This is a genomic window from Kitasatospora sp. NPDC032757, assembly GCF_055579305.1.
In genome coordinates this window covers 58,281-81,238 of the sequence record NZ_JBVINN010000015.1, presented here as the reverse complement: position 1 = coordinate 81,238, position 22,958 = coordinate 58,281, and the positions used below count along the sequence as shown (strand labels likewise).

17 protein-coding genes and 2 pseudogenes are annotated in these 22,958 nt (G+C 73.5%); 11 read left to right on the top strand and 8 right to left on the bottom strand.

Translation table 11 applies throughout. The features are described 5' to 3' along the window. Positions 1 to 164 precede the first annotated feature (164 nt). Together ACZ5WK_RS18890 and ACZ5WK_RS18885 are read left to right on the top strand one after the other, a co-directional pair. Entirely contained in the window at positions 165 to 1,064 is a 900-nt protein-coding gene (locus ACZ5WK_RS18890; protein WP_465548524.1) for a glycoside hydrolase family 25 protein, read from the top strand. A 62-nt stretch (positions 1,065 to 1,126) separates the two neighbouring features. Next, positions 1,127 to 1,774 (top strand): hypothetical protein, encoded by a 648-nt coding sequence (locus tag ACZ5WK_RS18885; RefSeq protein WP_465548523.1) that lies wholly within the window; start codon positions 1,127 to 1,129, stop codon positions 1,772 to 1,774. A 135-nt stretch (positions 1,775 to 1,909) separates the two neighbouring features. Here the strand turns inward: ACZ5WK_RS18885 and ACZ5WK_RS18880 are convergent, their stop codons facing one another. Continuing rightward, the gene (locus tag ACZ5WK_RS18880) at positions 1,910 to 2,971 is read right to left on the bottom strand and encodes a restriction endonuclease (protein WP_465548522.1); all 1,062 of its coding nucleotides are present in this window, start codon (positions 2,969 to 2,971) and stop codon (positions 1,910 to 1,912) included. Positions 2,972 to 3,180: 209 nt separating this feature from the next. Here ACZ5WK_RS18880 and ACZ5WK_RS18875 point away from each other — a divergent pair, with 209 nt between their 5' ends. Both ACZ5WK_RS18875 and ACZ5WK_RS18870 read left to right on the top strand, forming a co-directional pair. Next, positions 3,181 to 3,903: a DUF6193 family natural product biosynthesis protein gene (locus ACZ5WK_RS18875; RefSeq protein WP_465548521.1), complete on the top strand. Its 723-nt coding sequence runs from the start codon at positions 3,181 to 3,183 to the stop codon at positions 3,901 to 3,903. Positions 3,904 to 4,008: 105 nt separating this feature from the next. Next, positions 4,009 to 4,638, top strand: coding sequence for a hypothetical protein (locus ACZ5WK_RS18870; RefSeq protein WP_465548520.1), 630 nt, complete (start codon positions 4,009 to 4,011; stop codon positions 4,636 to 4,638). Here ACZ5WK_RS18870 and ACZ5WK_RS18865 read toward each other — a convergent pair. Together ACZ5WK_RS18865 and ACZ5WK_RS18860 are read right to left on the bottom strand one after the other, a co-directional pair. Next, positions 4,528 to 5,375: pseudogene (locus ACZ5WK_RS18865) on the bottom strand (IS5 family transposase). The gene ACZ5WK_RS18870 and the pseudogene ACZ5WK_RS18865 sit on opposite strands and share 111 nt — an antisense overlap. Positions 5,376 to 5,625: 250 nt before the next feature. Then, a complete protein-coding gene (locus tag ACZ5WK_RS18860) occupies positions 5,626 to 6,129 on the bottom strand; it encodes an RICIN domain-containing protein (protein WP_465548519.1) in 504 nt (167 codons plus the stop codon). 107 nt (positions 6,130 to 6,236) lie between these two features. Here ACZ5WK_RS18860 and ACZ5WK_RS18855 point away from each other — a divergent pair, with 107 nt between their 5' ends. Next, positions 6,237 to 6,485: a hypothetical protein gene (locus tag ACZ5WK_RS18855; RefSeq protein ID WP_465548518.1), complete on the top strand. Its 249-nt coding sequence runs from the start codon at positions 6,237 to 6,239 to the stop codon at positions 6,483 to 6,485. A gap of 19 nt (positions 6,486 to 6,504) precedes the next feature. Here the strand turns inward: ACZ5WK_RS18855 and ACZ5WK_RS18850 are convergent. From ACZ5WK_RS18850 to ACZ5WK_RS18835, 4 genes and pseudogenes are all read right to left on the bottom strand, one after another. Beyond that, positions 6,505 to 7,352 (bottom strand): annotated as a pseudogene (locus ACZ5WK_RS18850) (IS5 family transposase). A 355-nt stretch (positions 7,353 to 7,707) separates the two neighbouring features. Beyond that, on the bottom strand, positions 7,708 to 8,916 hold the full coding sequence (locus tag ACZ5WK_RS18845) for a threonine synthase (protein ID WP_465548517.1): 1,209 nt from the start codon (positions 8,914 to 8,916) through the stop codon (positions 7,708 to 7,710). A 314-nt stretch (positions 8,917 to 9,230) separates the two neighbouring features. Continuing rightward, positions 9,231 to 9,308 carry a hypothetical protein gene (locus ACZ5WK_RS18840; protein ID WP_464336931.1) on the bottom strand — a complete coding sequence of 26 codons (78 nt, stop codon included), beginning with the start codon at positions 9,306 to 9,308 and terminating at the stop codon, positions 9,231 to 9,233. 210 nt (positions 9,309 to 9,518) lie between these two features. Continuing rightward, the gene (locus ACZ5WK_RS18835) at positions 9,519 to 10,154 is read right to left on the bottom strand and encodes a DUF4360 domain-containing protein (RefSeq protein ID WP_465548585.1); all 636 of its coding nucleotides are present in this window, start codon (positions 10,152 to 10,154) and stop codon (positions 9,519 to 9,521) included. Positions 10,155 to 10,616: 462 nt separating this feature from the next. Here ACZ5WK_RS18835 and ACZ5WK_RS18830 point away from each other — a divergent pair, with 462 nt between their 5' ends. Both ACZ5WK_RS18830 and ACZ5WK_RS18825 read left to right on the top strand, forming a co-directional pair. Beyond that, the gene (locus tag ACZ5WK_RS18830) at positions 10,617 to 12,029 is read left to right on the top strand and encodes a DUF2252 domain-containing protein (RefSeq protein ID WP_465548516.1); all 1,413 of its coding nucleotides are present in this window, start codon (positions 10,617 to 10,619) and stop codon (positions 12,027 to 12,029) included. 310 nt (positions 12,030 to 12,339) lie between these two features. Further along, positions 12,340 to 15,024 (top strand): ATP-binding protein, encoded by a 2,685-nt coding sequence (locus ACZ5WK_RS18825; RefSeq protein ID WP_465548515.1) that lies wholly within the window; start codon positions 12,340 to 12,342, stop codon positions 15,022 to 15,024. Here the strand turns inward: ACZ5WK_RS18825 and ACZ5WK_RS18820 are convergent. Beyond that, positions 15,019 to 16,581: a dihydrofolate reductase family protein gene (locus ACZ5WK_RS18820; protein WP_465548514.1), complete on the bottom strand. Its 1,563-nt coding sequence runs from the start codon at positions 16,579 to 16,581 to the stop codon at positions 15,019 to 15,021. The two genes, ACZ5WK_RS18825 and ACZ5WK_RS18820, sit on opposite strands and share 6 nt — an antisense overlap. A gap of 332 nt (positions 16,582 to 16,913) precedes the next feature. Here ACZ5WK_RS18820 and ACZ5WK_RS18815 point away from each other — a divergent pair, with 332 nt between their 5' ends. The 4 genes from ACZ5WK_RS18815 to ACZ5WK_RS18800 all read left to right on the top strand — a co-directional run bounded on the left by ACZ5WK_RS18815 (position 16,914) and on the right by ACZ5WK_RS18800 (position 22,927). Beyond that, complete coding sequence (locus ACZ5WK_RS18815; protein WP_396324954.1) at positions 16,914 to 17,558, top strand: dihydrofolate reductase family protein; 645 nt, start codon at positions 16,914 to 16,916, stop codon at positions 17,556 to 17,558. 146 nt (positions 17,559 to 17,704) lie between these two features. Beyond that, positions 17,705 to 18,418, top strand: coding sequence for a hypothetical protein (locus tag ACZ5WK_RS18810; protein WP_465548513.1), 714 nt, complete (start codon positions 17,705 to 17,707; stop codon positions 18,416 to 18,418). A 310-nt stretch (positions 18,419 to 18,728) separates the two neighbouring features. Then, on the top strand, positions 18,729 to 21,758 hold the full coding sequence (locus tag ACZ5WK_RS18805) for a LodA/GoxA family CTQ-dependent oxidase (RefSeq protein WP_465548512.1): 3,030 nt from the start codon (positions 18,729 to 18,731) through the stop codon (positions 21,756 to 21,758). Further along, the gene (locus tag ACZ5WK_RS18800; protein WP_465548511.1) at positions 21,755 to 22,927 is read left to right on the top strand and encodes a tryptophan 7-halogenase; all 1,173 of its coding nucleotides are present in this window, start codon (positions 21,755 to 21,757) and stop codon (positions 22,925 to 22,927) included. The genes ACZ5WK_RS18805 and ACZ5WK_RS18800 overlap by 4 nt, the downstream gene beginning before the upstream one ends. The last annotated feature ends 31 nt before the right edge of the window (positions 22,928 to 22,958 follow it).

Below are 22,958 nucleotides of genomic sequence, written 5' to 3'. Positions count from 1 at the left end.
CAGAGGGGTTGTCGGGATGTCCTGCCCGGCCGACAACAGGCAACAGGTGCGAGCATCGCCGTTCCCGGGCCAAGCTCTCACCGGGCAGCGGACCGCCGGCCGACACACCGTCGGTTCCGGACGATCCGTCACCACCCGTGAACCGCAGCAGAGGAGAACCCGACGTGAAGCTCCGATCCCGCCCGACCTCCCGCGCCGCACTCCGCGCGACGGCGGCGGCTCGTACGTCAGCGGCTCGTACGGCGGCCGGCCCGACGGCCGGTGGCACGTCCGCAGCGTCCGGTGGCACGCCCGGTGGCACGTTCCGGCACGCGATCGGGGTGACCGCCGTCGCCGCCGCCGTGGTGGCCGCCGTGGGCGCGGCGGCCCTGCTGCCGGCGCCGCCCGCCGGGGCCGCCGGCGCCCGCCCGGACGCCTACACCGTGCGCGGCATCGACAGCTACCACGGCGACCACGGACCGGAGGAGAAGCAGGCCTTCGACTGGCCGGCGATCGCCCGCAGCGGCCAGTCCTTCGTGATGCTCAAGGCCACCCAGGGCACCGGCTTCACCGACGGCTGGTTCGCCCGGGACCTCGCCGGCGCGCGTTCGGTGGACCTCATCCGCACCGGCTACCACTACTTCACCGCCGACGAGGACGGCTCCGCCCAGGCCGACCACTTCCTCGACGTGCTGCACCACGAGGGCTTCACCGGCACCAAGCCGGGCGAGCTCCCGCCGGTGCTGGACCTCGAGCAGTGCGACAAGGCGGGGCACCGGCTCCAGCTCGGCCAGGTGCAAGCCTTCCTCCAGCAGGTCCGGAAGGTCACCGGCGCCGCCCCGATCGTCTACACCCGCAAGGGCTTCGTGGACGACTGCCTCGGCGGGACGAAGGAGCTGAGCGGCTACCCGGTCTGGCTCGCCCGCTACGGCGACACCCCGCCCCAGCCCCTGCCCGGCGCCACCGGGTGGGACTTCTGGCAGTACACCGACCACGCGTCCGTCCCCGGCACCCCCGGCAAGGTCGACGCCAGCGTCTTCCACGCCGACCGGGCCGCCCTGCGCCGCCTCGCCCACCTGGGCTGAGACCGCCCACGACTCCCCTCTCCACCCTCTTCCCTCACCGCATGCCACAGGAGGCAGCACCCGTGAAGAACATCCGCCGCTCGACCATTACCGCCCTCGCCGCCGCCGTCCTCGGCTCGCTCGTGCTCACCGGGCCCGCCGCCGCGCTGCCGACCGGCTCCCTGCCGGCCGCCGCCGTCACCGACACGGCCGACGACGCAGCCGCCTCGGCCGATGCCGAGGCGGTCGGCGGCGAGGCCACCGATGCCGGGACCGACGCCGACCTGCGCGCCTCCGCGCCGAAGATCACCCGCGCCGAGGAGATCCGGCGGGCCAAGATCTGGCTCACCGACAACGCGGGCAAGCCCGTGCCCTACAGCCAGAAGAAGAACTGGAAGGACGGCTACCGTCAGGACTGCTCCGGCTACGCCTCGATGGCCCTCAAGCTCCCCAAGTCGGGCCCGAACACGGTGTCGCTGAAGAACGACGGCTGGACCAAGCCCATCGCGATGTCCGAGCTGCGCCAGGGCGACCTCGTCATCAAGGCCAACAGCAGCGACTCCAACCACCGGCACGTCGTCATCTTCGACGGCTGGGTGGACGGCAAGCACAACTCCTACCGCTCCTACGAGCAGGCCGGCAAGGTGGGCACCCGCCACACCACGCACAGCTACGGCCTGAAGTCCGGTGACGGCTACCACGCCTACCGCCCGGTCAACCTGGCCGACTGACGCCCTGCGCCCCGTACCCGCGCGGTGGCCGGTCTCCCCGGCCCCGCGGGGGTACGGGCGTGCGGTCGGCGCTGCCGCGCTTCCGCCCCCAGCCATCAAGGCGACCGGGCCGACGCCCTCGCGGGTGCCGGTCCCCTACGCCTCGTCGACCTCCAGGCCGTAGGCGACGACGGCCTGCCGCAGTCCGCCCGGGTAACCGGCGAGGGCGGGCGTGAAGTCCCAGTCCCCGGCGGTGTCGCGGTCGAACCGGCCCAGACGCATCGCGGTGTTGGCCACCGCACCGTCGGCCAGGTGCGCCACGGCCGGGTCCTGGTCGGCGCCGGCTTCCAGGATCAGCGCCGGCCCGGCGAACCCCGCCATGGTCGCCGCGGGGTGGTTCTCGGTGTCGGCCGCGGCAACGATCACGAGCCGGTCCGCGGCGGCGGGCAGCGCCTCGAAGTCGACCATGAGGCAGGCGTTGGCGTCGCCGTAGCCGGTGACCAGCCGCACCGAACCATCGGGCGTCGAAGCGTTGTTGTAGAACACCAGGTGCTCGTCCGACAGGGCCCTGTTCCCCTGGCACACCAGCGCGGCGATGTCGTACTCCTCCTCACCGGTCCAGTGGAGGAGAAGCCGGGCGGGCTCGGCGGCGACCTCGATCCCGGGCAGGTCGGCCCCGTCGGCCCCGTGCTGGGCGGCCGCGAACACCTCGTGGAGGCCGTGGTGCTTGAGCAGGCCGACCAGCTCGGCGCCGTTGATCAGGGTGATCGGCTTGCCCGCGACGAACTGGTGCGAACTCGGGCCGAACCTGCTGGTCGTGACGAGCACGGCCTTCGTCGCGGCCTGATCGTGCTGCAGCGTGCCGTACAAGTCCCGCACGGCCGAGGGCGTCACCGTGTCCCGGTACCGCTTCACCTGCACGATCACGTTGCCGCCGCGGAAGGGGTCGGTGTCGACGCCGCGCACGTCCACCCCGCCGTCCCGCGACCGGGCCGTCAACTCGACCTTCATGCCCATCGCCTCCATCAACCGGGCGATGAGCTGCTCGAACTCCACCGGGTCCATCGCCAGCAGGAGCTGGAGCTCGCGAACCCGCTTCGCCATCCGGCCGCGATTCGCGGTGGTGTCGTCGCGGAGGTGGCGGAACAGCATGCGCTGCGCGCGACGCTCGTCGGTGTCAGGGCTGCTGAGGCGGTGGAGCTTCCGGCTCCGGGACATAGGCTGCTCCCTCGGACGTGTACGGGTTGACGGCAGGCGTCACCGTAGGGGACATGCCTACGCTGCGTCAGCCACGTGTCACAAATGAGACTTTCGGGAGGGATCGCACACCGAGGGCCTTCGGGCCGGGCACCCGGCGTGCACCGGAGCAGGGATGCTGTCGGCGGATCGCCCCGCGCGGGTGGCCCGGCACCGGGCAGACTGATCACATGACCTCGTCCTCGCCGGGCATCACCCCGGACACGTCTCGCTGCCCGGAGCGCGCCACCACCGAAAGCCTCACGGCCTTCCTCTGCCGCACCGCCGAGGAGCTCGGGATCGGCCTGCCCGTGCCGTGGGAGGAGAGGTACCACTTCACCGCCGAGTTCGACAGCGCCGACGGCCGCCGGGTCGCCGTCCGTTCCTACGACGACACACCCGGCTACCTGGTGCGCTGCCGGGGCCTCGGGGCCTGGCTCGCCGCCGGGCAGACCGCCGACCCGGCCGCCGCCGTCCGGGCCGCGGCCGCGTGGACGAGTGGCGCGGGCCTCCAGGAGACCAGGCAGGCAGCGCCGTTCATCGAGTTCAGGGACTGGGCCCTCGCCCACGAACGCGAGCCGCTCGACCCCGTCGAGCTGGCCTGGCGGCACCTGATCGACCGCCATTTCCTGCCCTCGTGGAACCGTCACCCCCACAGTCTCGCGCTCGCGGAGGCGGCCCACGCCCAGCCGGCGCTGCGCCGACTGACCCCGGTCACCAGCCACTTCATGCTCTGGTTCTCGGCCACCGTCGAGCAGCCCTACCAGCGCGTCGGGTACTCGGTCGACCCCCACCGCGACGGGCAGTACGTCGTCCGGGGCGGGGGAGAGGTCGTCGCACTCACCGACACCCCGGAAGAAGCCGTCGCCATCGTCGTCGCCCATCTCCCCCGGGACCTCGGCCCCGGCGACTGAGCGACGGGAGACCCGGCACGCAGGTCCGCCGCCAGGGCGGCCCACCCCGGCGTCCGTCGCTGCCGCGGCTTCTCCCCCGCGCCACTGCCGCCCGGCGATTTCCACTTGGGCCCGGCCCTTGCGACGATCCTCCGTATCACCTCGCTCCCCGTCGACCGGCCTGCCGGTGACAGCCCCTTCGCCGAGCTCGGCGAGCCGGTCCTCGCCGTCACCGCCAGGCGGCGGCAGTTGGTCGCCGTGGCCGGCGCCGACGAGTGCGGCGGGGCCAGGACCGTCGGCGTCTTCGATGTCACCGACCGTGCCCGCCGCCGTCTGCGCCTGGAGACGCATTTCCCCGTGCAGGCGATGGCCTTACATCCGACCCTGCCGGTGCTCGCGGTGGGGACGGGCGACTACGACGGCGGCTACCTCTTCGAGGGCGAGCTCCTTCTCCTGGACCTGGACTCCGGCGCCGTCCGATCGCTCATCGAGCACCACTGCGGCCGCCAGGTGCTGGGACTGGAGTGGTTGAACGATCGGGACCTTCGTGTCCTGATGGCACCGCCGGACGACTGGAAGGACGCCAAGGCCCACGTCGAGGGGCACGTCGCCGTGGTCAGCCGTGAGAGGGCGTTCGATACTGATTTAGGCTGCCGCGAGCGGTTTCGGGCGGAGGTATTGTCCGGTTCTGTCCGGGCTGGCGGTCAGGCGGTCGGCCATGGAGTTCACCATGGCCCACTGGATCATCGAGCGTGACCGGTCCGGCAGTTCCTCGTAGTCGCGGTGGAGGCGCCGGTACCGGGACATGATCCCGAAGGTCTGCTCCACGCGCCAGCGGATCGGCTGCACGACGAAGCCCTTCTGTTCCTTGTCCCGGGCCACGACCTCGACGTCGATGTCGAGTGCGGCGCCGTGCCTGACGACGCCGTTGTTGTAGCCGGCGTCCACCCACGCCTTGATCACCGTGGGCCACTGGGTGGCGAGGGTGTCCAGGACCTGCTTGCCACCGGCGGAGTCCTGGACCCCGGCGGCGGTGACGATCAGGACCAGGAGCAGGCCGAGGGTGTCGGTGGCGATGTGGCGCTTGCGGCCCTTGACCCGCTTCCCGCCGTCGTAGCCCTGGCTGTCGGCCGGGGCGTTCGGCGAGGCCTTCACCGACTGGGCGTCGATGATCGCCGCTGTCGGCAGGATCCGACGGCCCTTCTTCGCCCGCAGCTGGTCACGGAGCGTGTCGTGGATCTGCTCGGTGGTGCCGTCGCGTTCCCATTCCTGAAGTAGCCGTAGACGGTGGTGTGGGGCGGGAAGTCGTGCGGCAGGTAGCGCCAGGCGATCCCGGTCCGCGCGACGTAGAGGATCGCGTTCACCACCTCGCGCAGCTCGGTCGTGGGCTCACGCCCCTCGGCGCGAGTGCGTCGCCACTCCAGCAGCATGGGCTCGATGAGCTCCCACTGATCGTCCTTCAGGTCCGAGGGATACCGGCGTCGTTCCGTCACGGTTGATCAATATCGCGGACACGGACCCGGCCGCTACGGGATCCTGAAACCGATTCCGCGCCGCACCATTCAAAGCCGGACAGTTGGGGGGAATCCCCTATCGAACGCCCTCTGAGAGGACGTCCTACGCATTCACGCAGGACGTCCTCTCAGAGGGATCGTTGGCCGCCGTCGCGGCGCACAGTCGCTGACCGGAGGTCATGGCGCCGGTGTGCCACGACGGCCGCGGATCACGGATGGCGGAGCAGGCTCACCACAGGTTCCAGCGGGCCCCGCGCTGGTTCCCCAGGCTCCACTGCTGCACAGCGGCGCCGTTGTAGCTGTTGGAGTTCTCGACCTCCAGGAACAGGTGACTGGCGTAGTTCTCGATCACGTGGGAGCCGTTTTGCACATAGGAGATGTTCCACTTCGCGGCATCCTGTCCGTTGCAGGTCCACTGCTGCGCCCGGGCGCCCTCATTGCCCGAGCCGTTCTCGATCTCGAGGCACATTCCGGTGCTGTCGTTGACGATGTAGTTCCAGCTCGACTCGAAGTCGGTCGGCACGAGGTGCCAGCTGGCCGCGGTCTGCCCGTTGCAGTCCCAGAGCTGCACGCGGGCGCCGTCGGCCTTCGAGGAGTTCTCGACCTCCAGGCACCTGCTGTTTATGCTCTCGATGTGGTGCCACGAGGCCGCGGAGGCCGGCGTGGGTGCGGCCAGCACGGAACCAGCCAACGCCAGGCCCGCTGCCACGGCGGTGGTGAGGATCTTCTTCATAAGACTTCCCCCATGAGATGACGACCGGGCCGGTGTGCGACCCGATTGGCGAGCCTAGGCGCGTTCCGGGTGGTTCGGCTTTGCAGCGCGTGCAGGAAGCCTTGACCATGCGCGCATTCCGGCCTCCCGGCCTGTCGGCTTGGGCGGGCCGAGGCGCCTCCGGGTGGTACGTCCGCTGCTACGCGCGAGCCGCCATCCCGCTCTGTCCGCTGATCGACCGAGAGAAGTCCGTCATCAGCGTCTTCGGCAAACCACAACGGGACGAGTACACCGAAGTGCATCTCGTCCCGTTCGGTCAGCCCCTGTCGCTGCCCGAGCCGTTCGGCTTCGAGCCGGACACCAAGCCGTTCCTCTGAGAGGGCGTTCGATACCGATTTAGGCTGCCGCGAGCGGTTTCGGGCGGAGGTATTGTCCGGTTCTGTCCGGGCTGGCGGTCAGGCGGTCGGCCATGGAGTTCACCATGGCCCACTGGATCATCGAGCGTGACCGGTCCGGCAGTTCCTCGTAGTCGCGGTGGAGGCGCCGGTACCGGGACATGATCCCGAAGGTCTGCTCCACGCGCCAGCGGATCGGCTGCACGACGAAGCCCTTCTGTTCCTTGTCCCGGGCCACGACCTCGACGTCGATGTCGAGTGCGGCGCCGTGCCTGACGACGCCGTTGTTGTAGCCGGCGTCCACCCACGCCTTGATCACCGTGGGCCACTGGGTGGCGAGGGTGTCCAGGACCTGCTTGCCACCGGCGGAGTCCTGGACCCCGGCGGCGGTGACGATCAGGACCAGGAGCAGGCCGAGGGTGTCGGTGGCGATGTGGCGCTTGCGGCCCTTGACCCGCTTCCCGCCGTCGTAGCCCTGGCTGTCGGCCGGGGCGTTCGGCGAGGCCTTCACCGACTGGGCGTCGATGATCGCCGCTGTCGGCAGGATCCGACGGCCCTTCTTCGCCCGCAGCTGGTCACGGAGCGTGTCGTGGATCTGCTCGGTGGTGCCGTCGCGTTCCCATTCCTGAAGTAGCCGTAGACGGTGGTGTGGGGCGGGAAGTCGTGCGGCAGGTAGCGCCAGGCGATCCCGGTCCGCGCGACGTAGAGGATCGCGTTCACCACCTCGCGCAGCTCGGTCGTGGGCTCACGCCCCTCGGCGCGAGTGCGTCGCCACTCCAGCAGCATGGGCTCGATGAGCTCCCACTGATCGTCCTTCAGGTCCGAGGGATACCGGCGTCGTTCCGTCACGGTTGATCAATATCGCGGACACGGACCCGGCCGCTACGGGATCCTGAAACCGATTCCGCGCCGCACCATTCAAAGCCGGACAGTTGGGGGGAATCCCCTATCGAACGCCCTCTGAGGACTGGGCCGCGGTCCGCGCCAAGTCGCTCACCGCGCGGCACCTGGCCGGCCCCCGGGTGCCGGCGCCCCGCCCCGACGGACGTGAGGCCGCCCGGCAGTTGGTCGCCCGGCTCACGTCGCCGCCGACCCGGCGGCACCACCCGACCGGGACGCGCCCGCCGGGGGCCGGGCCGAAGGCCGCGCAGCACGGCTGACCACGCAGGCCTGTCAGCCCGGGTCCCGGTGCCGCGGTGGCCGGTCAGCCCTTGAGGCCCGCGGCGCGCAGGCGGCTGCGGACGGCGTCCCAGGCCGGGTCCGCGGGGGCCGGCGGGTTGAGGCCGACACCGCGGTCCTTGAAGCCGCTGGAGGTGGAGACGCAGACCACCGGCCCGTCGATCGGCTCGTCCAGGGCTCGCAGGCCCGCCAGCCCGGCCGCGGCCGACAGCTCCACCCACAGGCCCTGGGCGGCGAGTTCGGCCTGGGCCTCGCGCAGCCGCCGGTCGTCGAGCAGCAGCGGCCGGCCGCCGCTGTCGCGCAGGGCCAGGACACCGCGGTAGCCGCTGACCGGGCAGTCGATGCCGTACGCATCGGTGGCCCCGACCTCGACCCGGGCGACGGGAAGCCGCTCGCGGACGGCGGCGGCGAGCGGCCCTCCGGTGGCCGGCTCACAGCTGAACAGCCGCGGGACGCGGTCGGTGAGGCCGAGACGGTGCAGTTCGGCGAAGCCCTTGCCGACGCCGAAGAGCAGTTCGCCGTAGCCGGTCGGCACGAAGACCGCGGCGGGCACGCCGAGGTCGGCGGCGATCTCGTACGCGACGGTCTTGTAGCCCTCCGGCCCGAAGGAGCTGCCGGTGTGGAAGGGGGTGAGGTTGCTGACCGGGAAGAGCCCGAACTCCGCCACGATGCGCTCGGTCAGCGGCCACCGCGCCTCGACGGGCACCGGCAGGACCACGGCCCCGTACGCGTTCAGGAAGGAGGCGGCGGCCGGCGGCACGTCGGGAGAGGCGAGAACGACGCAGCGCAGCCCGGCGCGGGCCGCATAGGCCGCGGCGGAGGCGCCGTGGTTGCCGGAGGAGGCCACCACCACGCCGGGGGCGCCGGTGGCGAGCGCGGCGCTGACGGTGCAGCGGTTGAGCCGGTCCTTGTGGCTCCAGGTCGGGTTGCGCGACTCGTCCTTGACGTACACGCCGCCGCCGAGGCCGACCAGCGGCGTGCCGCCCTCGCCGAGCCCCGGAGCGTCCAGCGGCGGCAGCAGCGCCGCCCAGCGGTCGAGCCCGGGGCCGGCGGGCCGCGCGGTGAGGAAGTCGGCGGGCACGCGCGCATAGTCGTAGTCGACCTCGACCGGGTAGGAGACGGTCTCGGTGCTGGTGCGCGGACAGCCGCGGGTCAGCGGGGGGAGCAGCGGATAGCGGACCTGCGGGTCGCCGAGGGAGCGCTGGCCCGAGGCCAGGGACGGTGCCGTCGTCATGCCCGAAATCCTACGAGGCGGCCCGGACGGTGGACGGGCGGTATGCCTACCGGGGCGGCGATCTGACGGTCTTACGGAAATGTGGTGCCTGACGACGTCGAGTCAGACCGCCCTCAGGAATGGCTGGTTCCACTCAGGCGCGCAGCCCGGGACGCCCGGCACCGGGGGCCGGTGACGCACGGAACGGGCGCCCGCCCCCAGCGGGCCCTCCTGCCGGTCGGCGGGAGCGGCCGCGCCTCCCGGACCGCGCCGGAGGCGGCACAAGAGCCACCGGCAGCCCCTCGCCGGGCTGCCGGTGACGTACAGGGTGGAACTCAGCACTGGGGGCGACGACCGTGGTTCGCCCCGCGCCTCGCCCGTGCCTTCTTCTTGCGTCGACGCTTCGACGACATGGCCACTCCTCTCGCGACGGGAACACTGCTCCCGCTATCCACCGTCGCACACCGGGCCCGCGCAGGCCTGCGGAAGCCGGGCCGACCCACCCGGTCCCCGCCCCGGCCCCTGCTCATCCGGCTCCCGGCTCCCGGCTCCCGGCTGCGAACCGCCCGTCCGCCCGGCCGCGCGGTTTCGCGGCCGGGCGGACGCCCCGGATCGGGGCACGATCAGGGGCAGTGCTTCCAGGCGAGGTGGTAGATGGTGTTGATGCTGCCGTCGATGGAGTCCATGGTCATGAAGCTGGTGGTCCTGGTCGGGTCCGACGTGCCGGCGCCGACCCGGAGCTCGGTGTTGATGTTGAAGTTGCGCAGCTCCCCGCAGGGCGCCCAGACCAGGGCTTCGACGTCGACCGTGTCGGTCGCCTGCCAGCTGTTGTCGAGCGCTCCGGCGAACTGGTGGCTGCGCGAGGTGGTCTGGGGCGAGCCCTGGAAGTAGTAGCTGGCGCGCTGCGTCCCGGTCGCCCCCTTCTCCAGGTGGGCGAAGCCGCGGTAGTCGGCGGAGGCGATCGCGTAGGTGAAGCCCTGCGGGACGTGGACGTTCAGGTTGAGCTGGCAGTTCTTGCGGAAGTCGGTGGGCTTGGACCCGACGCCCACCTGCGCGATGTAGTTGCTGTAGGTGACCGTGAAGGCGGTGTTGTCCGGGGAGACGGCGACGGCCGCCGTGCCGGCCGGGCAGCCGGATCCGTTGACGGTGGCCACGTCGATGACGATCTTGTCCGGCGGAGGCGTCGTCCAGCCCGTGCCGGCGGCGACGCCGCTGAGCGGGATGACGAGCAGTGCCGCGGCTGCGCCGCCGACGGCCATGGTGCGTACGGTCACGGGTGTTTCCTTCCACTTGCCCGCCGTTTCCGGTCTCGCACCCCCACGTGCGGACCTCAGCGGGTTGTCGCGTCCATGTCAGCACCTGGGACCCGTCACGTACAGGGAGTGCGGGAGGGCGCATCGCAACGCGCCGGGGCGGGCGCGCCCGCGACGGCCGGCACCGGCTGTGCGCGGGCGCCGACCGTCCGGCGGGCCACGGTGCAGCGGACCGCGCACCGCCGACTGCGGACCGCGGACCGCGGACCGCGGCGGACCTGACCCGCATCCGCGACGGCCGACCGCCCCGGCGCCTCCGGCCGACGGCCCACGCCTCTCCCCCAGCGGGCCGGATCGGACGGTGGCGGCGATGATCGGAGGACGGCGGCCGACGCTCCCCTGGCAGGCCGATGCTCCCCCGCAGGGCGGGGCGGGCGGGAGCGCGGCCCGGTCGGACGGGAGGACCGAATGGGCCACGACCAGACGCGCCCGGTGCGGCGCGCCACCCCCGAGGAGCGGGCGGCGGGCGGCCGGGCGGCGCGCCACCCGACGCCGCGTTCCGCCCACGGCGAGTACCGGCCGGGCCCGGACCGGCCCGATCCGCTGGCGATCCTGCAGGCCCAGTCGGCGCTGCGGGTTCCGGAGCTGGTGCCGATCCGCTACGGGCGGATGAGCGAGTCCCCGTTCCGCTTCTACCGTGGTGCGGCCGCGCTGATGGCGTCCGATCTCGCGGGCACCCCCGACTCGGGCGTCCGGGTACAGCTGTGCGGCGACGCCCACATGCTGAACTTCCGGCTGCTCGCGTCACCGGAACGGCGGCTGGTCTTCGACATCAACGACTTCGACGAGACACTGCCCGGTCCCTGGGAGTGGGACGTGAAGCGGCTGGCGTCGAGCCTGGTGATCGCGGGCCGGGCGAACGGGTTCGACGAGACGGAGCGCGCGGGCATCGTCGCCGCGACGGTCCGCTCGTACCGGGAGACGATGCGGCGGTTCGCGGGGATGCGCAACCTGGACGTCTGGTACGCGCAGCTGGACTCGCAGCGCCTGCGCGAGCTGGCGGTCGGCCGGGTGTCCAAACGGGCGCGCCAGGGCCTCGACGAGGCGATGTCGAAGGCGCGCACCCGCGACAGCCTGCAGGCCTTCGGCAAGCTCACCGAGATGGTGGACGGCCGGGTGCGGATCGCCGCCGATCCGCCGTTGCTCGTCCCGATCGCCGACCTCCTGCCGGATGTGGAACGGTCGGCCCTGATGACGCTGTTCCACGGCCTGGTCCAGCGTTACGCGCGCACCCTCCCCTCCGACCGGCGGGCCCTGCTCAGCGGATTCCGGCTGGTGGACGCGGCCCGCAAGGTCGTCGGTGTCGGCAGCGTCGGCACCCGGTGCTGGATCTTCCTGCTGCTCGGCCGGGACGGCGACGACCCGCTGTTCCTCCAGGCCAAGGAGGCCGGCGTCTCGGTGCTGGCCCCGTACGTCGGCGCGAGCCTCTACCACAACCAGGGCGAGCGGGTGGTCGCCGGCCAGCGTCTGATGCAGGCGACCAGCGACATCTTCCTCGGCTGGGAGCGCGTCGAGGGGATCGACGGCAGGACCCGGGACTTCTACATCCGCCAGCTCCGCGACTGGAAGGGCATCGTGGTCGCCGAGAAGATGGTGCCGCGCGGCATGCGGGCCTTCGGCGAGCTGTGCGGGGCCACGCTGGCCCGGGCGCACGCGCGGTCCGGGGATCGCATCGCCATCGCCGCCTACCTCGGGAAGGGGGACGTGTTCGACCGGGCCCTGGTGCGGTTCGCGGAGGCGTACGCCGACCAGAACGAGCGGGACCACCGGGCCCTGGTCGACGCGATCGACGCGGGCCGCCTCCCGGCCGAGACGGGCTGAAACGGGCTGAAACGGGCTGAGCCCACCACGCGGGGCGGTCGCGGGTGCCCCGTCACCCCCACCGATCCGCCGGTCACGTCCACGACCCGGCCGCTCACGGCCCCGTGACGGGCGCCACCGGCGCGGCGGGTACGGCGGCGCCCGATCCCGTCGCGGTGCACACGACGTCAGTCCCGCATGGCCGGCGACTCCGTCTGACCAGCGATAATGGCTCCGACATGCCCGGCGGGAAGATCATCGACGCGGCCTCCCGGCTGCTGTCACACGGTCTCGCCGGGCCCGGGCGGGGCGATCGCAACAGGGGCACAGCGTGCGGGGGCGGAACGCGGAGCGGGACCGGATCGAGCAGTTGCTCGACGGCGCTCGTCAGGGGACGAGCAGCGCCCTGCTGCTGCACGGTGAGGCCGGGATCGGCAAGACCGCGCTGCTCGACCACGCCGCCGGGCGGGCGGACGGCGTGCGCGTGCTGCGCGTCGAGGGCATCGAGTCGGAGATGGAACTGGCCTTCGGGGGCCTCCACCAGCTGTTCCTGCCCGTGCTGGATCTCGTCGACGCGCTGCCGGCGCCCCAGGCCGCGGCCCTGCGGGCGGTCTTCGGGCTGACCGCCGACGGCGTGCGCGACCGCTTCACCGTCGGCCTCGCCGTCCTCACGCTGCTGTCGGACGCCGCGGCCGACGGCCCGCTGCTGTGCCTGGTCGACGACGCCCAGTGGATCGACCAGCCGTCGGTGGACATGCTGACCTTCGCCGCGCGCCGGCTCCGGGCGGAGGGCGTGGTGATGCTCTTCGCCGTGCGCGACGGGGCGCCCGGCGCCACCGTGAAGGGGCTGCCCCGGCTGCTCGTCGAAGGCCTCGACCGCGCGACCGCCGCCGAGCTGGTGCCGGGCCTGCCGCCGTACGTCGCGGACCGGGTCATCGAGGAGGCCTGCGGCAACCCGCTGGCCCTGATCGAGCTGGCGGCCGCGCTCACCCCGGCCCAGCGCGCCGGACGGCTGGGCCCGCTGGCGCTCCCCGAGGCGGCCGCCGGGCCGCCGAGCCGGATCCGGGACGGCTTCCTGGAGCAGATCCGACGGCTTCCCGACGCCACCCAGGCGGTGCTGCTGGTGGCCGCCGCCGACGACACCGGGGATCTCACCCTGGTGCTGCGGGCCGCGGAACCGCTCGGCGGAGCTGTCGAGGACCTCGAACCCGCGGAACGCGCCGGGTTCGTGCTCCTGTCCGGGGCGGGGGTGCGCTTCCGGCATCCGCTGGTGCGCTACGCCGCCTACCAGGGCGCCCCGCTCGCCCGGCGCATCGCCACGCACCGCGCGCTGGCGGAGGCGCTGAGCGCGGCCGGCCACGTGCACCGGCGGGCCTGGCACCTGGCCGCCGCGTCGACGGGACCGGACGAACGGGTCGCCGAGGAGCTGGAACGGGTCGCCGAGTGGGCCGGGAGCCGGCAGGCGATGGCGTCCGCGTCCGCCGCCTACGAGCGTGCCGCCCAGCTCACCGCGGATCCGCAGCGGCGTGCGCGCCGCCTGGTCCGGGCGGCGCAGAAGGCCGCCGACGCCGGGCAGGACGAGCGGTGCGCCGCCCTGGCCGACCAGGTGCCGCTGCCGCTGGAGGACCCGGGCGTGGCGGCGGAGTTCGCGCGCGCCCGGGCGGTGGTCGAGCTGGGCTACCGCAGGCCGGAGACCGCCGCCCGGATCCTGCTCGACAGCGCGGACCTGACCGGCGCCGGGCTCCCGGACACGACGGCGTCGCTGCTGGCCGACGCGGTCCACGCGGCCTTCTCCGCGGGGAACGCCACGCTGATGGCGGAGATCGCGTCCCGCGCCCCGGACCTGCCGGTACTGGCCGTCCCCCACCGGCTGTTCGGCGGTGACGTCCCCGGCGCGCTCTGCGCGCTGCGAGCGCTCGTGGAGAGCTGCCGGGAGCCGGCCACCGGCGTCATGGACCGGCTGATGACCGGGATCTACTGCCAGCTGGCCGGCGACCACCCGGCCGCGCGGGAGGCCGCCGCCGGAGCCGTCGCCCACTGCCGCGAGCAGGGCATCAGCGGTTGGCTTCCCACCACGCTCCACCTGCTCGCCCAGACCGAACTGGCCCTCGGCAGCCACGACGAGGCGTCTGCGCACGCCACCGAGGGGCTCCAGCTGGCCGAGTACCACGACCTGGCCCACCGGGCCGCCCATCTGCGCACCACCCTGGCGATGCTGGCGGGCCTGCGGGGACAGGAGGAGCAGGCCCGCGCCCTGGCCGGCGAAGCCTTGGAGTACACGCGACCACGCGGGGTGGGACGCGGTACGTCGGACGCCCTGTGGGCGCTGGGTCTGCTCCGACTCGGCCTGGGCCGGGCGGAGGCCGCGCTGGAACCACTGGAGTCGGCGCGGCGCGAGGCGGCCCATCCGCTGCTCTCCCTGCCCCTGCTGCCGGACCTCGTCGAGGCGGCGGGACGCGCCGGCCGCCCGGAACGGGCGACGGAGCCGGCCCGGCTGCTCGGGGAACGGGCCGCCGCGCTGGGGCAGCCCGCCCTCTCCGCCCTGGCCCGCCGCTGCCAGGCGCTGACCGGCCCCGACAGCGCGGCCGAGGAGCACTTCACGGCGGCGCTGGCCCTGCACGAGGGAGGCAGCGCCTACGACCGGGCCCGCACCGCGTTGCTCTACGGGGAATGGCTGCGCCGGCTGCGGCGCCAGATCGACGCCCGGGACCAACTGCGCGCCGCTCTGGAGGCCTTCGAGCGGCTCGGCGCCGAGCCCTGGGCCGACCGCGCCCGGGCGGAGCTCGGAGCCGCGGGCGGGGAGACCGGGCTGACCGCTCGCCGGGACGGGCCGATCAGCCTGCTCAGCCCGCAGGAACGCGAGGTCGTCCGGCTGGCGGCGTCCGGCGCGAGCAACCGGGAGATCGCCACGCAGCTGTTCCTGAGCCCCCGCACCGTCGGACACCACCTCTACCGCGCGTTCCCCAAGCTGGGTGTCAGCTCCCGCACCGAACTCGCCACGCTGCTGGCCTCATGAGACCGGTGCCGGCGCCGCCTCAGAGGCCTTCGAGGCCTCCGGCACCGAGTAGATCATCCGGGTCTGGGCGGTCCGGTAGCCGGCCCGGGCGAAGGCGGCGGCCATCGGGGCGTTGCCGGTGTCCGTGGTGGCCGTGATCAGCTCGGCGCCGGCCTCCACCTGCACGCGGGTGATCTCGGCGAGCACGTCGTCGACGTACCCCTGTCCGCGCAGCTCGGGGACGACACCCAGGTAGCCGACGTTGCGGTTGTACGGCGTCGCCGACGGGAGGGCCAGCCCGGCGACCTGCCCGTCGGGGGTGCGGGCGAGGCGCCACCACGAGCGCTCGCCCGGGCAGCCGAGGTAGAAGTCCACCTCCTCGCGGGCGGCGGCCTCGGCTCCCATGGACGCCACGTTCCGGCGCGTCTCGGCGTCGAGGCTGCCCTCCGCGATGCGCCGGAAGACGTCGAGGAACTCCTCGTCCGAACCCTCGGTGAACGTGAGGCGCCCGCTGGAGGCCGGGAGCCCGGCGTCGGGGGTCCACTCCAGGCGCAGCCGTTCCACCTCGTCGGTGAGCCCGGCCGCCAGCGCGGCCTCGTGCCGCCAGGCCAGGGCGGCGACGACGTCCGGGAGCTCGCGCCAGCCGTTCGGCAGCGTCACGTTGTACAGCGGGGGCTTGGTCGCGCCCCGCTCGGCGAAGGCCCGCAGGCCCGCGGTGATCAGACCGGCCGCGACGGCCGCGCGGTCGGCGACCGAGGGGTCGACGTGCAGGCAGTCCAGCGCGATCGGGTGCTCGCTGGAGGCCTGGCCCCACCACAGGGCGCGGGCGACGATCCGGCCGCCGTCCTCGGCGATCCACGTCCACTCCGGCCGGTACATGCCCTCCTTGAGTTCTTCGAGGTAGCGGTCGGCGTCGATCCAGCTGACGGGTTCGTCGACCGTCACGGCGGTGACGCGGTCGAGGTCGGTCTCGTCGGTGGGGCGGAACAGCATGTTCAGGCTCATTTCCGGTGCTTTTGCGTAGGTGGTGATGGTCGCGCCGGTGTTGAAGACGCGGGAGTCGGTCAGCGTGAACCCCACCGGGAGGAAGGGTGCGTGGAAGAGCGGGATGCCGGAGCCGATGACGACCGGGTACCGCTTGACGATCAGTTCGTCGATCTCCTCCAGCAGCTGTCCGGCGAGGTCCGCCCCGCCGCACAGCCAGATGCCCGCCCCGTCCTGCCGCTTGAGGTCGCGGACGAACGCGACCGGGTCCGCGGAGACGATCTCCACCTCGGGGTCGAGCCGGGCAAGGGTCCGGGAGAAGACGTACTGGGTGAGGTGCGGATAGGGGCTGGTGACGCCGACCGCGAGACCGGGCTCGTAGGTGCCGCGGCCCATCAGGACCGTGTCGAACCTCCGGTCGGCGGCCCCGTCGGTGCCCGACGGCCCGCGGCCCTGGACCGGAACGGTCTCGGGGTACTCGGCCAGGAGTACGGCGGCGAGGTCGCCCTCGAAGGGGAAGAAGTCGAACTGCCCCTCCGGGCCGGCGATGAAGCCGTCGAGGCTGGTGCCGACGAAGTAGGTGAGACGGCGCACACGACCTGCTTTCGGTCAGAGGAGGCGGGGTGACGTCCTTGACGGTAGGCCCGGCGCCGGCCGACAGGCATCAGTCGTCCCGACGTAATGTGACCGGTCATCGGCCTGCCGGTCATGGGTCGGCGTGCTGGACGACCGGTGCGGCGGGCGACGACGACGGGCGACGACGGCGGCGGGCGACGACGGCAGCCGGGCGGCCCGCCGGTCCGTCCCCGACTCGGCCGCCTCGTGGGCGGGTCGGTCGCCGGGAAACCCTGCGCAGGCGGGATAGCCTCGGGCTCCGGCCGGTGCGGCCCGCCCGTGCCGGAGTGCCGAACGCCGGAGGTCCTGCCGTGTCCCTGGTCCGCGTCCACAACTTCTCGGTCTCGCTCGACGGTTACGGGACCGGCGAGGGGCAGAGCCTGGAGGCCCCCTTCGGCCACGCCGGTGACCACCTCCACCGCTGGTTCTTCCACACCAGGACGTTCCGCCGGATGCAAGGCCAGGAGGGCGGCGACACCGGTGTGGACGACGCGATGGCCCGAGCCTGGGGCGACGGCATCGGTGCCGAGATCATGGGGCGGAACAAGTTCGGCCCGCAGCGAGGCCCCTGGGAGAATCACGACTGGACCGGCTGGTGGGGGCCGGACCCGGTGTTCCACACCCCGGTCTTCGTGCTGACCCACCATCCGCGGCCCACGGTGGAGATGGCGGGCGGCACCACCTTCCACTTCGTCGACGCCACCCCGGAGGAGGCGCTCCGCCAGGCCCGGGCGGCCGCCGGCGGGCTGGACGTCCGGATCGGCGGCGGGCCCAGCACCGTCCGCGCCTTTCTGGCCGCCGACCTGGTCGACCACCTGCACGTCGTCGTGGTGCCGATCGTCCTCGGCCGCGGCGAACGGCTCTGGGAGGGACTCGAAGGGCTCGAAGAGCGGTTCCGCACCGAGTCGGTGACCAGCCCGAGCGGCGTGACGCACGTGACCTTCACCCGCGTCTGACCGGCGTGCCACCGCGTCACCGCGTGGAGCGGGCCCGAGCCGGGGTGCCGGCGCCGGGCGCCCGCCGGTGCACCGGATCGAGGTGAACTGCCCATCCCCGGAGCGGATTTCTGGCACCATCGGCGTAGTTCCACGAGGGGGTGGGGATGCGCACCAAGCACATCGGCCGGCCCGTGAAGGCGCTCGGTGCCTCGGTGGCGGTGGTGGCCCTGGCGGTCACCGGCTGCGCGTCGGGCGCCGCCGACGGCGCCGCGGGGGCCGGTTCGTCGTCACCGGCCGCGAGCGGGACCGCCTCGCCGACGGTGCCGGCCGCAGCGGCCGGCGCCACGGCGTCGGCGCCCGCACCATCGCCGAGCGAGACCTGCTTCGACACCTCGATGGTCGGTGACACGACCGTCAGGGGCTATCTGGCCCGCCTTCCCGGCACCGCGCGCATCATCGATCCCGGGCTCTTCATGCGGTTGGACGGCCTCCACCTCGACACCCGCACCGACGAACGGCCCTGCCGTCCGGTGGCCGTCACCATCACCCGGTTCTCGGTGCGGCTCGCCCGCACCGGCACGGCGCCGGGGTCGCAGTTCTCGTTCTCGTACACGCCCCTGGACTCGGTCGGGGTGGCGGTCGGTCCGGCCAACGGCGTCGCGGCGGGCAGCGTGCCCCCGGCGACCTCGCACTGCACCGGCGTGCTGTCCGTGGTGCACCTGGGCGAAGCCGTCCGGGAGGCCGAGCTCCCGGCGAAGTTCACCATGGTCACGCCGAACCCGCCGCCCACCGCGCCGTACGACCAGAACGTCACCGTGCCGGGCGACCGCATCGTGACCGCCGGGCTGGCGCTGCCCGCCGACGCCGCCTCCTGCTGATCCGCCCGGGGCGGGGCCCGCGGGCCCCGCTCCGACGACCCCGCCCCTCGGACCCTGGTGCCGGGGCGGCCGCCACTGCCTCGCCACCGCGGACCGGCGGGCGCCCGACGACGCTCCCACCACGGGACCCGGACATGCGACCGCTGATGGCCGATTGGAGTGAGCCGGCCCGCCGCCGGCCCGGTCTGTGCTCGGTTCGGGCGTACGTCGGCGCGCTGGTCCTCACAGGTTTGTGCACGCTGGACCGGGGACGGACGGACGGAGGCACGGCCTCCGGACCGGCAGACCGCTGCACGGATCGGAGCACAACATGATCGGGACCCCCGCACCCTTCGACGAGAACGCAGGACCTCCGCCGCTACCGGGCTGCGCCGAGGACGCGGCCGCCGCGCTGAAGCAGATGTTCGTCGACCTGACCCAGGGCGGCCGCATCTCCCGCGGCCAGGACCCCGTCAGGCGGCCGGTGTTCCTCAAGCCGCACGGTGTGGCCCGCGGAGTGCTGACGGTCGCCGCCGACCTGCCGCCCGACCTGCGCGTCGGGTTCCTCAAGGCCGCCCACGAACAGACCGGCGGCCTGACCACCTGGGTGCGTTTCTCCAGCGACACCGTGCCCGGCAGCCCCGACCTCAACACCACCCTCGGCATCGGCATCAAGCTGTTCGGCGTGCCCGGCCCGAAGCTGCTGGACGGCGACACCGAGGCCGGCACCCAGGACCTGCTGCTGCAGAACCACGACGTGTTCTTCGTCGACACCGCCCAGGACATGTGCGAGTTCACCAGGGCCGGTGTCGTCGACGGCAGCTACGAGCCGTACCTGCGGGACCACCCGGTCACCCAGGAGATCCTCGACGCGATGGCCACGTTCGAGGAGAGCGTGCTCACCGCGACGTACTGGGGTGTGCTGCCCTACGCCTTCGGCCCCGAGCGGTTCGTCAAGTACAAGCTGGTGCCCGCCGGTTGTGAACCCGGCGATCCTGCGGCGGTGCCCCCCGACGAGGATCCCGCGTACCTGGGCGCCGACCTGCGCCACCGCCTCTCGGCGGGAACGGCGGCCTTCGACCTGCTGCTGCAGTTCCGCACCGACCCGCAGCGCATGCCGCTGGACCAGGCCACCGTGCGCTGGGAGGAGTCCGAGAGCGAACCGGTCAAGGTGGCCCGGCTGACCCTCCAGAAGCAGGACGTCACCGCCCGGGGCCAGTCCACGTACGGCGAGAACCTCGCCTACAACCCGTGGCACAGCCTCGCCGAGCACCGACCGGTGGGCAGCATCGCCGAGGTCCGCAGGACGGTCTACCAGGCCTCGGCCGAACAGCGCCGCGACGTCAACGGCGTCCCGGCGGCCGAGCCCGGCCCGGCCCGCCCGCAGATCACGCCGCCGCCCGCCCGCGACACCCGGATCGTCCGGGCCGCCGTGCACCCGGCGATCGGCGTGGCCCGGGTCGGCGACAGCGCGGACGAGTACGTGCTCGCCCCCGAGGTCGACCACCCGGCCCCGCTGCCCACCGGGAGCTACAAGGACGCCACCGGAGCCCTGAAGCGGCAGGCCGTCCGGTTCCGGGTCTACGGCTACAACGCCGCCGGCGAACCGGTCGCCGAGCTGACCGCCGACAACGCGGACCTGCGCTGGACCGTGCACGTCGTCAACTCGAAGGCCGCCTGGTACCAGTTCCAGCTGGCCCTCGACATCCCGGAGGCGGACAAGACCGAGGACAGCAACCTGCGCAATCCCAAGGTCCCCGCCAACCGGCGCAAGCGGCTGGTCATCGACCCCGGCTTCCGGTCGGTGCGCGGCCGCAACCGGGCCGGCGGCCCCGAGCACCTCTTCGACACCGGCACCTTCCTGGACCGGCCGGTCTACCTCGGGGAGCTGCGCACCGACGAGAGCGGCCGGCTGATCTTCCTCGGCGGCCGGGGCGTGTCCGCGTCGGCCACCGACACCCCCGCCGACACCTTCGCCAACAACGACGGCTGGCACGACGACGTCTCCGACGGCCCGGTCACCGCCGAGGTCAGCATCGACGGCCGGCCCATCCCGGTCGAGCCGGGCTGGGTGGTCACCGCACCGCCCAACTACGCGCCCGAACTCACCTCGGTGCGGACGATGTACGACCTGGTCCGCGACGTCTTCGTCACCGCCGGCGTCCTCCCCGAACCGCGGCAGCCGTCCTTCACCCGCGACGTGCTGCCCGTCCTGCGCCGCCTCTGCGACCTGCAGTGGGTCAACCAGGGTGTGGCGGTCCAGCTGGGGCACGGCGGGCGGGAGGACCTCCTCGCCCCCGACACCCTCGCCGCGCTGGCGGACCCCTCGCCCGTCCACGAGGAGCTGCGCCGGCAGGTCTGGCTCACGATCCGCAACTACGACCGCGACGGCACGTCCCCGGTGCCGTGGCCGGGGGTCTACGGCGACGCGATGAACGTACCGGCCGAGTCGGTACGCCAGCACGTGACGCTCTCCCCGCTCCAGTACCGCCTCCTGGAGCGCTGGGCCGGCGGGGACTTCGCCGCCGACCACGACCCGCAGGCCTCGCCGCCCGCCTCCCTCGACCAGGTGCCGTTCGCCGAGCGGGCCCAGACGCTCGACCGGGCCGCGCTGTCGTTCTGTCTCGCCGACGCCTTCCACCCCGGCTGCGAACTCACCTGGCCGATGCGCCACACCACCCTGTACAGCAGCCCCTTCCGGGTGCGCCGCCGCGATCCGGACCTGCCGCCCCCGCCCGCCTACGGCCCGAAGCTCACCCCGCAGACCGCCCTCTCCTTCGACGGCCCGCTCTACGCCCAGCGGCCGGGTGACCTGACCCGGTGGATGGCCGTGCCCTGGCAGACCGACACCGCGAGCTGCCGCTCGGGCTACGAGTACCTCTCCGGCTTCGGCATCTACGACCCGTACCTCCCCACCTTCTGGCCGGCCCGGGTGCCCAACCACGTGATCGCCGAGGAGGAGTACGCAATCGTGATGGACACCTCCCGGCCCATGGCCGAGCGCCTGGCGGCCTTCGGGAACCGGCGGGCCTGGCTCCGCTGGCTCCCCCCGCGCTACGTCGACGCCATCAACGCCATGGTGACGGACTTCGGCAAGCTCGGTCTGGTCGAGCGCCGCCCCGGGCCGACCGACGACCCCCGGCTGCCGGCGGAGCTGCTGGTCGAGTCCGAGGTGAGCTTCCCGCCCGAGCCCGCTCCGCCCGCCCGGCGCAACCTGGTCGCCGTGCACGTACCGCTCGGCGCCGACCCGGTGCTCGGCGAGGCCGCGATGGCCACCGCCGTCACCATGGCGGAGCTGCCCGACGAGGAGGTGTCGGCGGGCTTCATCGACAAGGTCAAACGCTTCCGGCGCCACCGGTGACGGTCCGCCCGCGCCCGTCCGGGCCCGTCGACGCCGCCGTGGCCGGCGGCGGCCCGGCGGGCGCGGTCGCGGCGCTGGTCCTGGCGGCCGCGGGCCGGCGCGTCCTGCTCCTCGACCCCGGCGGGCGGGCGCCGTCGGCCGCCGGCCGCCGGGGCGCGTTCAAGATCGGCGAGTCCCTGCCGCCCGCCGCCCGCCCGCTGCTGCGTGATCTCGGGCTGCTGGACGGCTTCCTGGCCGCCGGCCACCCCCCGTCCACGGGGACGTACGCGGCCTGGGGTTCGGCGGCGCTGCACGGTCGCAGCCACCTCTTCGACCCGTACGGGCACGGCTGGCACCTCGACCGGCTCCGCTTCGACGCCTTCCTCCGGGACGCGGCCGTGGCGGCCGGCGCCGAACTGCGGCGGGCCACCGTGCTGGAGCACGCCGGCGGCCTCCTGACCGTCCGTGAGCGCGACACCGGCGCCGTGACGGAGCTGCAGAGCCGCTGGACGGTCGACGCCACCGGCCGGCGCTGCGTCATCGGCCGCCGGTACGGCCACCGCCACCGGCAGGACCGGCTCGTCGCCGCGTACGCCGTGTTCGGCGATCCCGGCGCCGCGGAGCCGGCGCAGCTGCGGGACGCCGAGGCGCGCACGCTCGTCGAGGCGGCACCGCACGGCTGGTGGTACACCACCCTGACCCCGGCCGGACGCCTGGTCGCCCACCTGACCGACGCCGACCTCGCCGACCCTGCCCTGCGGACACCCCACGGCTTCTGGCGCGGCATCACCCGCACCGAGCACGTACGGCGGCGGCTGGCGGGCTACGACCCCGCCGCGACCGCCGGGCCGCGCTGGACGCCCGCCCACGGCCTGCGGCTGAGCCCGGCCGCCGGCCCGGGCTGGGTGGCGGCCGGGGACGCCGCCCTCGCCTTCGACCCGCTCTCCTCGCAGGGCATCCTCACCGCGCTGCACACCGGCGCCCGCGCGGGGCAGACCGTGGCGGCGTGCCTGGCCGCCCCCGGCCGGACGGCCTCCGCGCTCGCCGACTACACGGCGTTCCTGGACGGCGTCGCGGACGCCTACCGGAGAAACCATGCGTACTCGTACGACCAGGAGCGACGTTGGCCGCTCAGCGCCTTCTGGCAGCGTCGGCGGGCGGGCGCCGGCGCCCCGTCCGGCATAGCCTGAAAGAACCCGACCACTTGTCCATGGGGGCAGT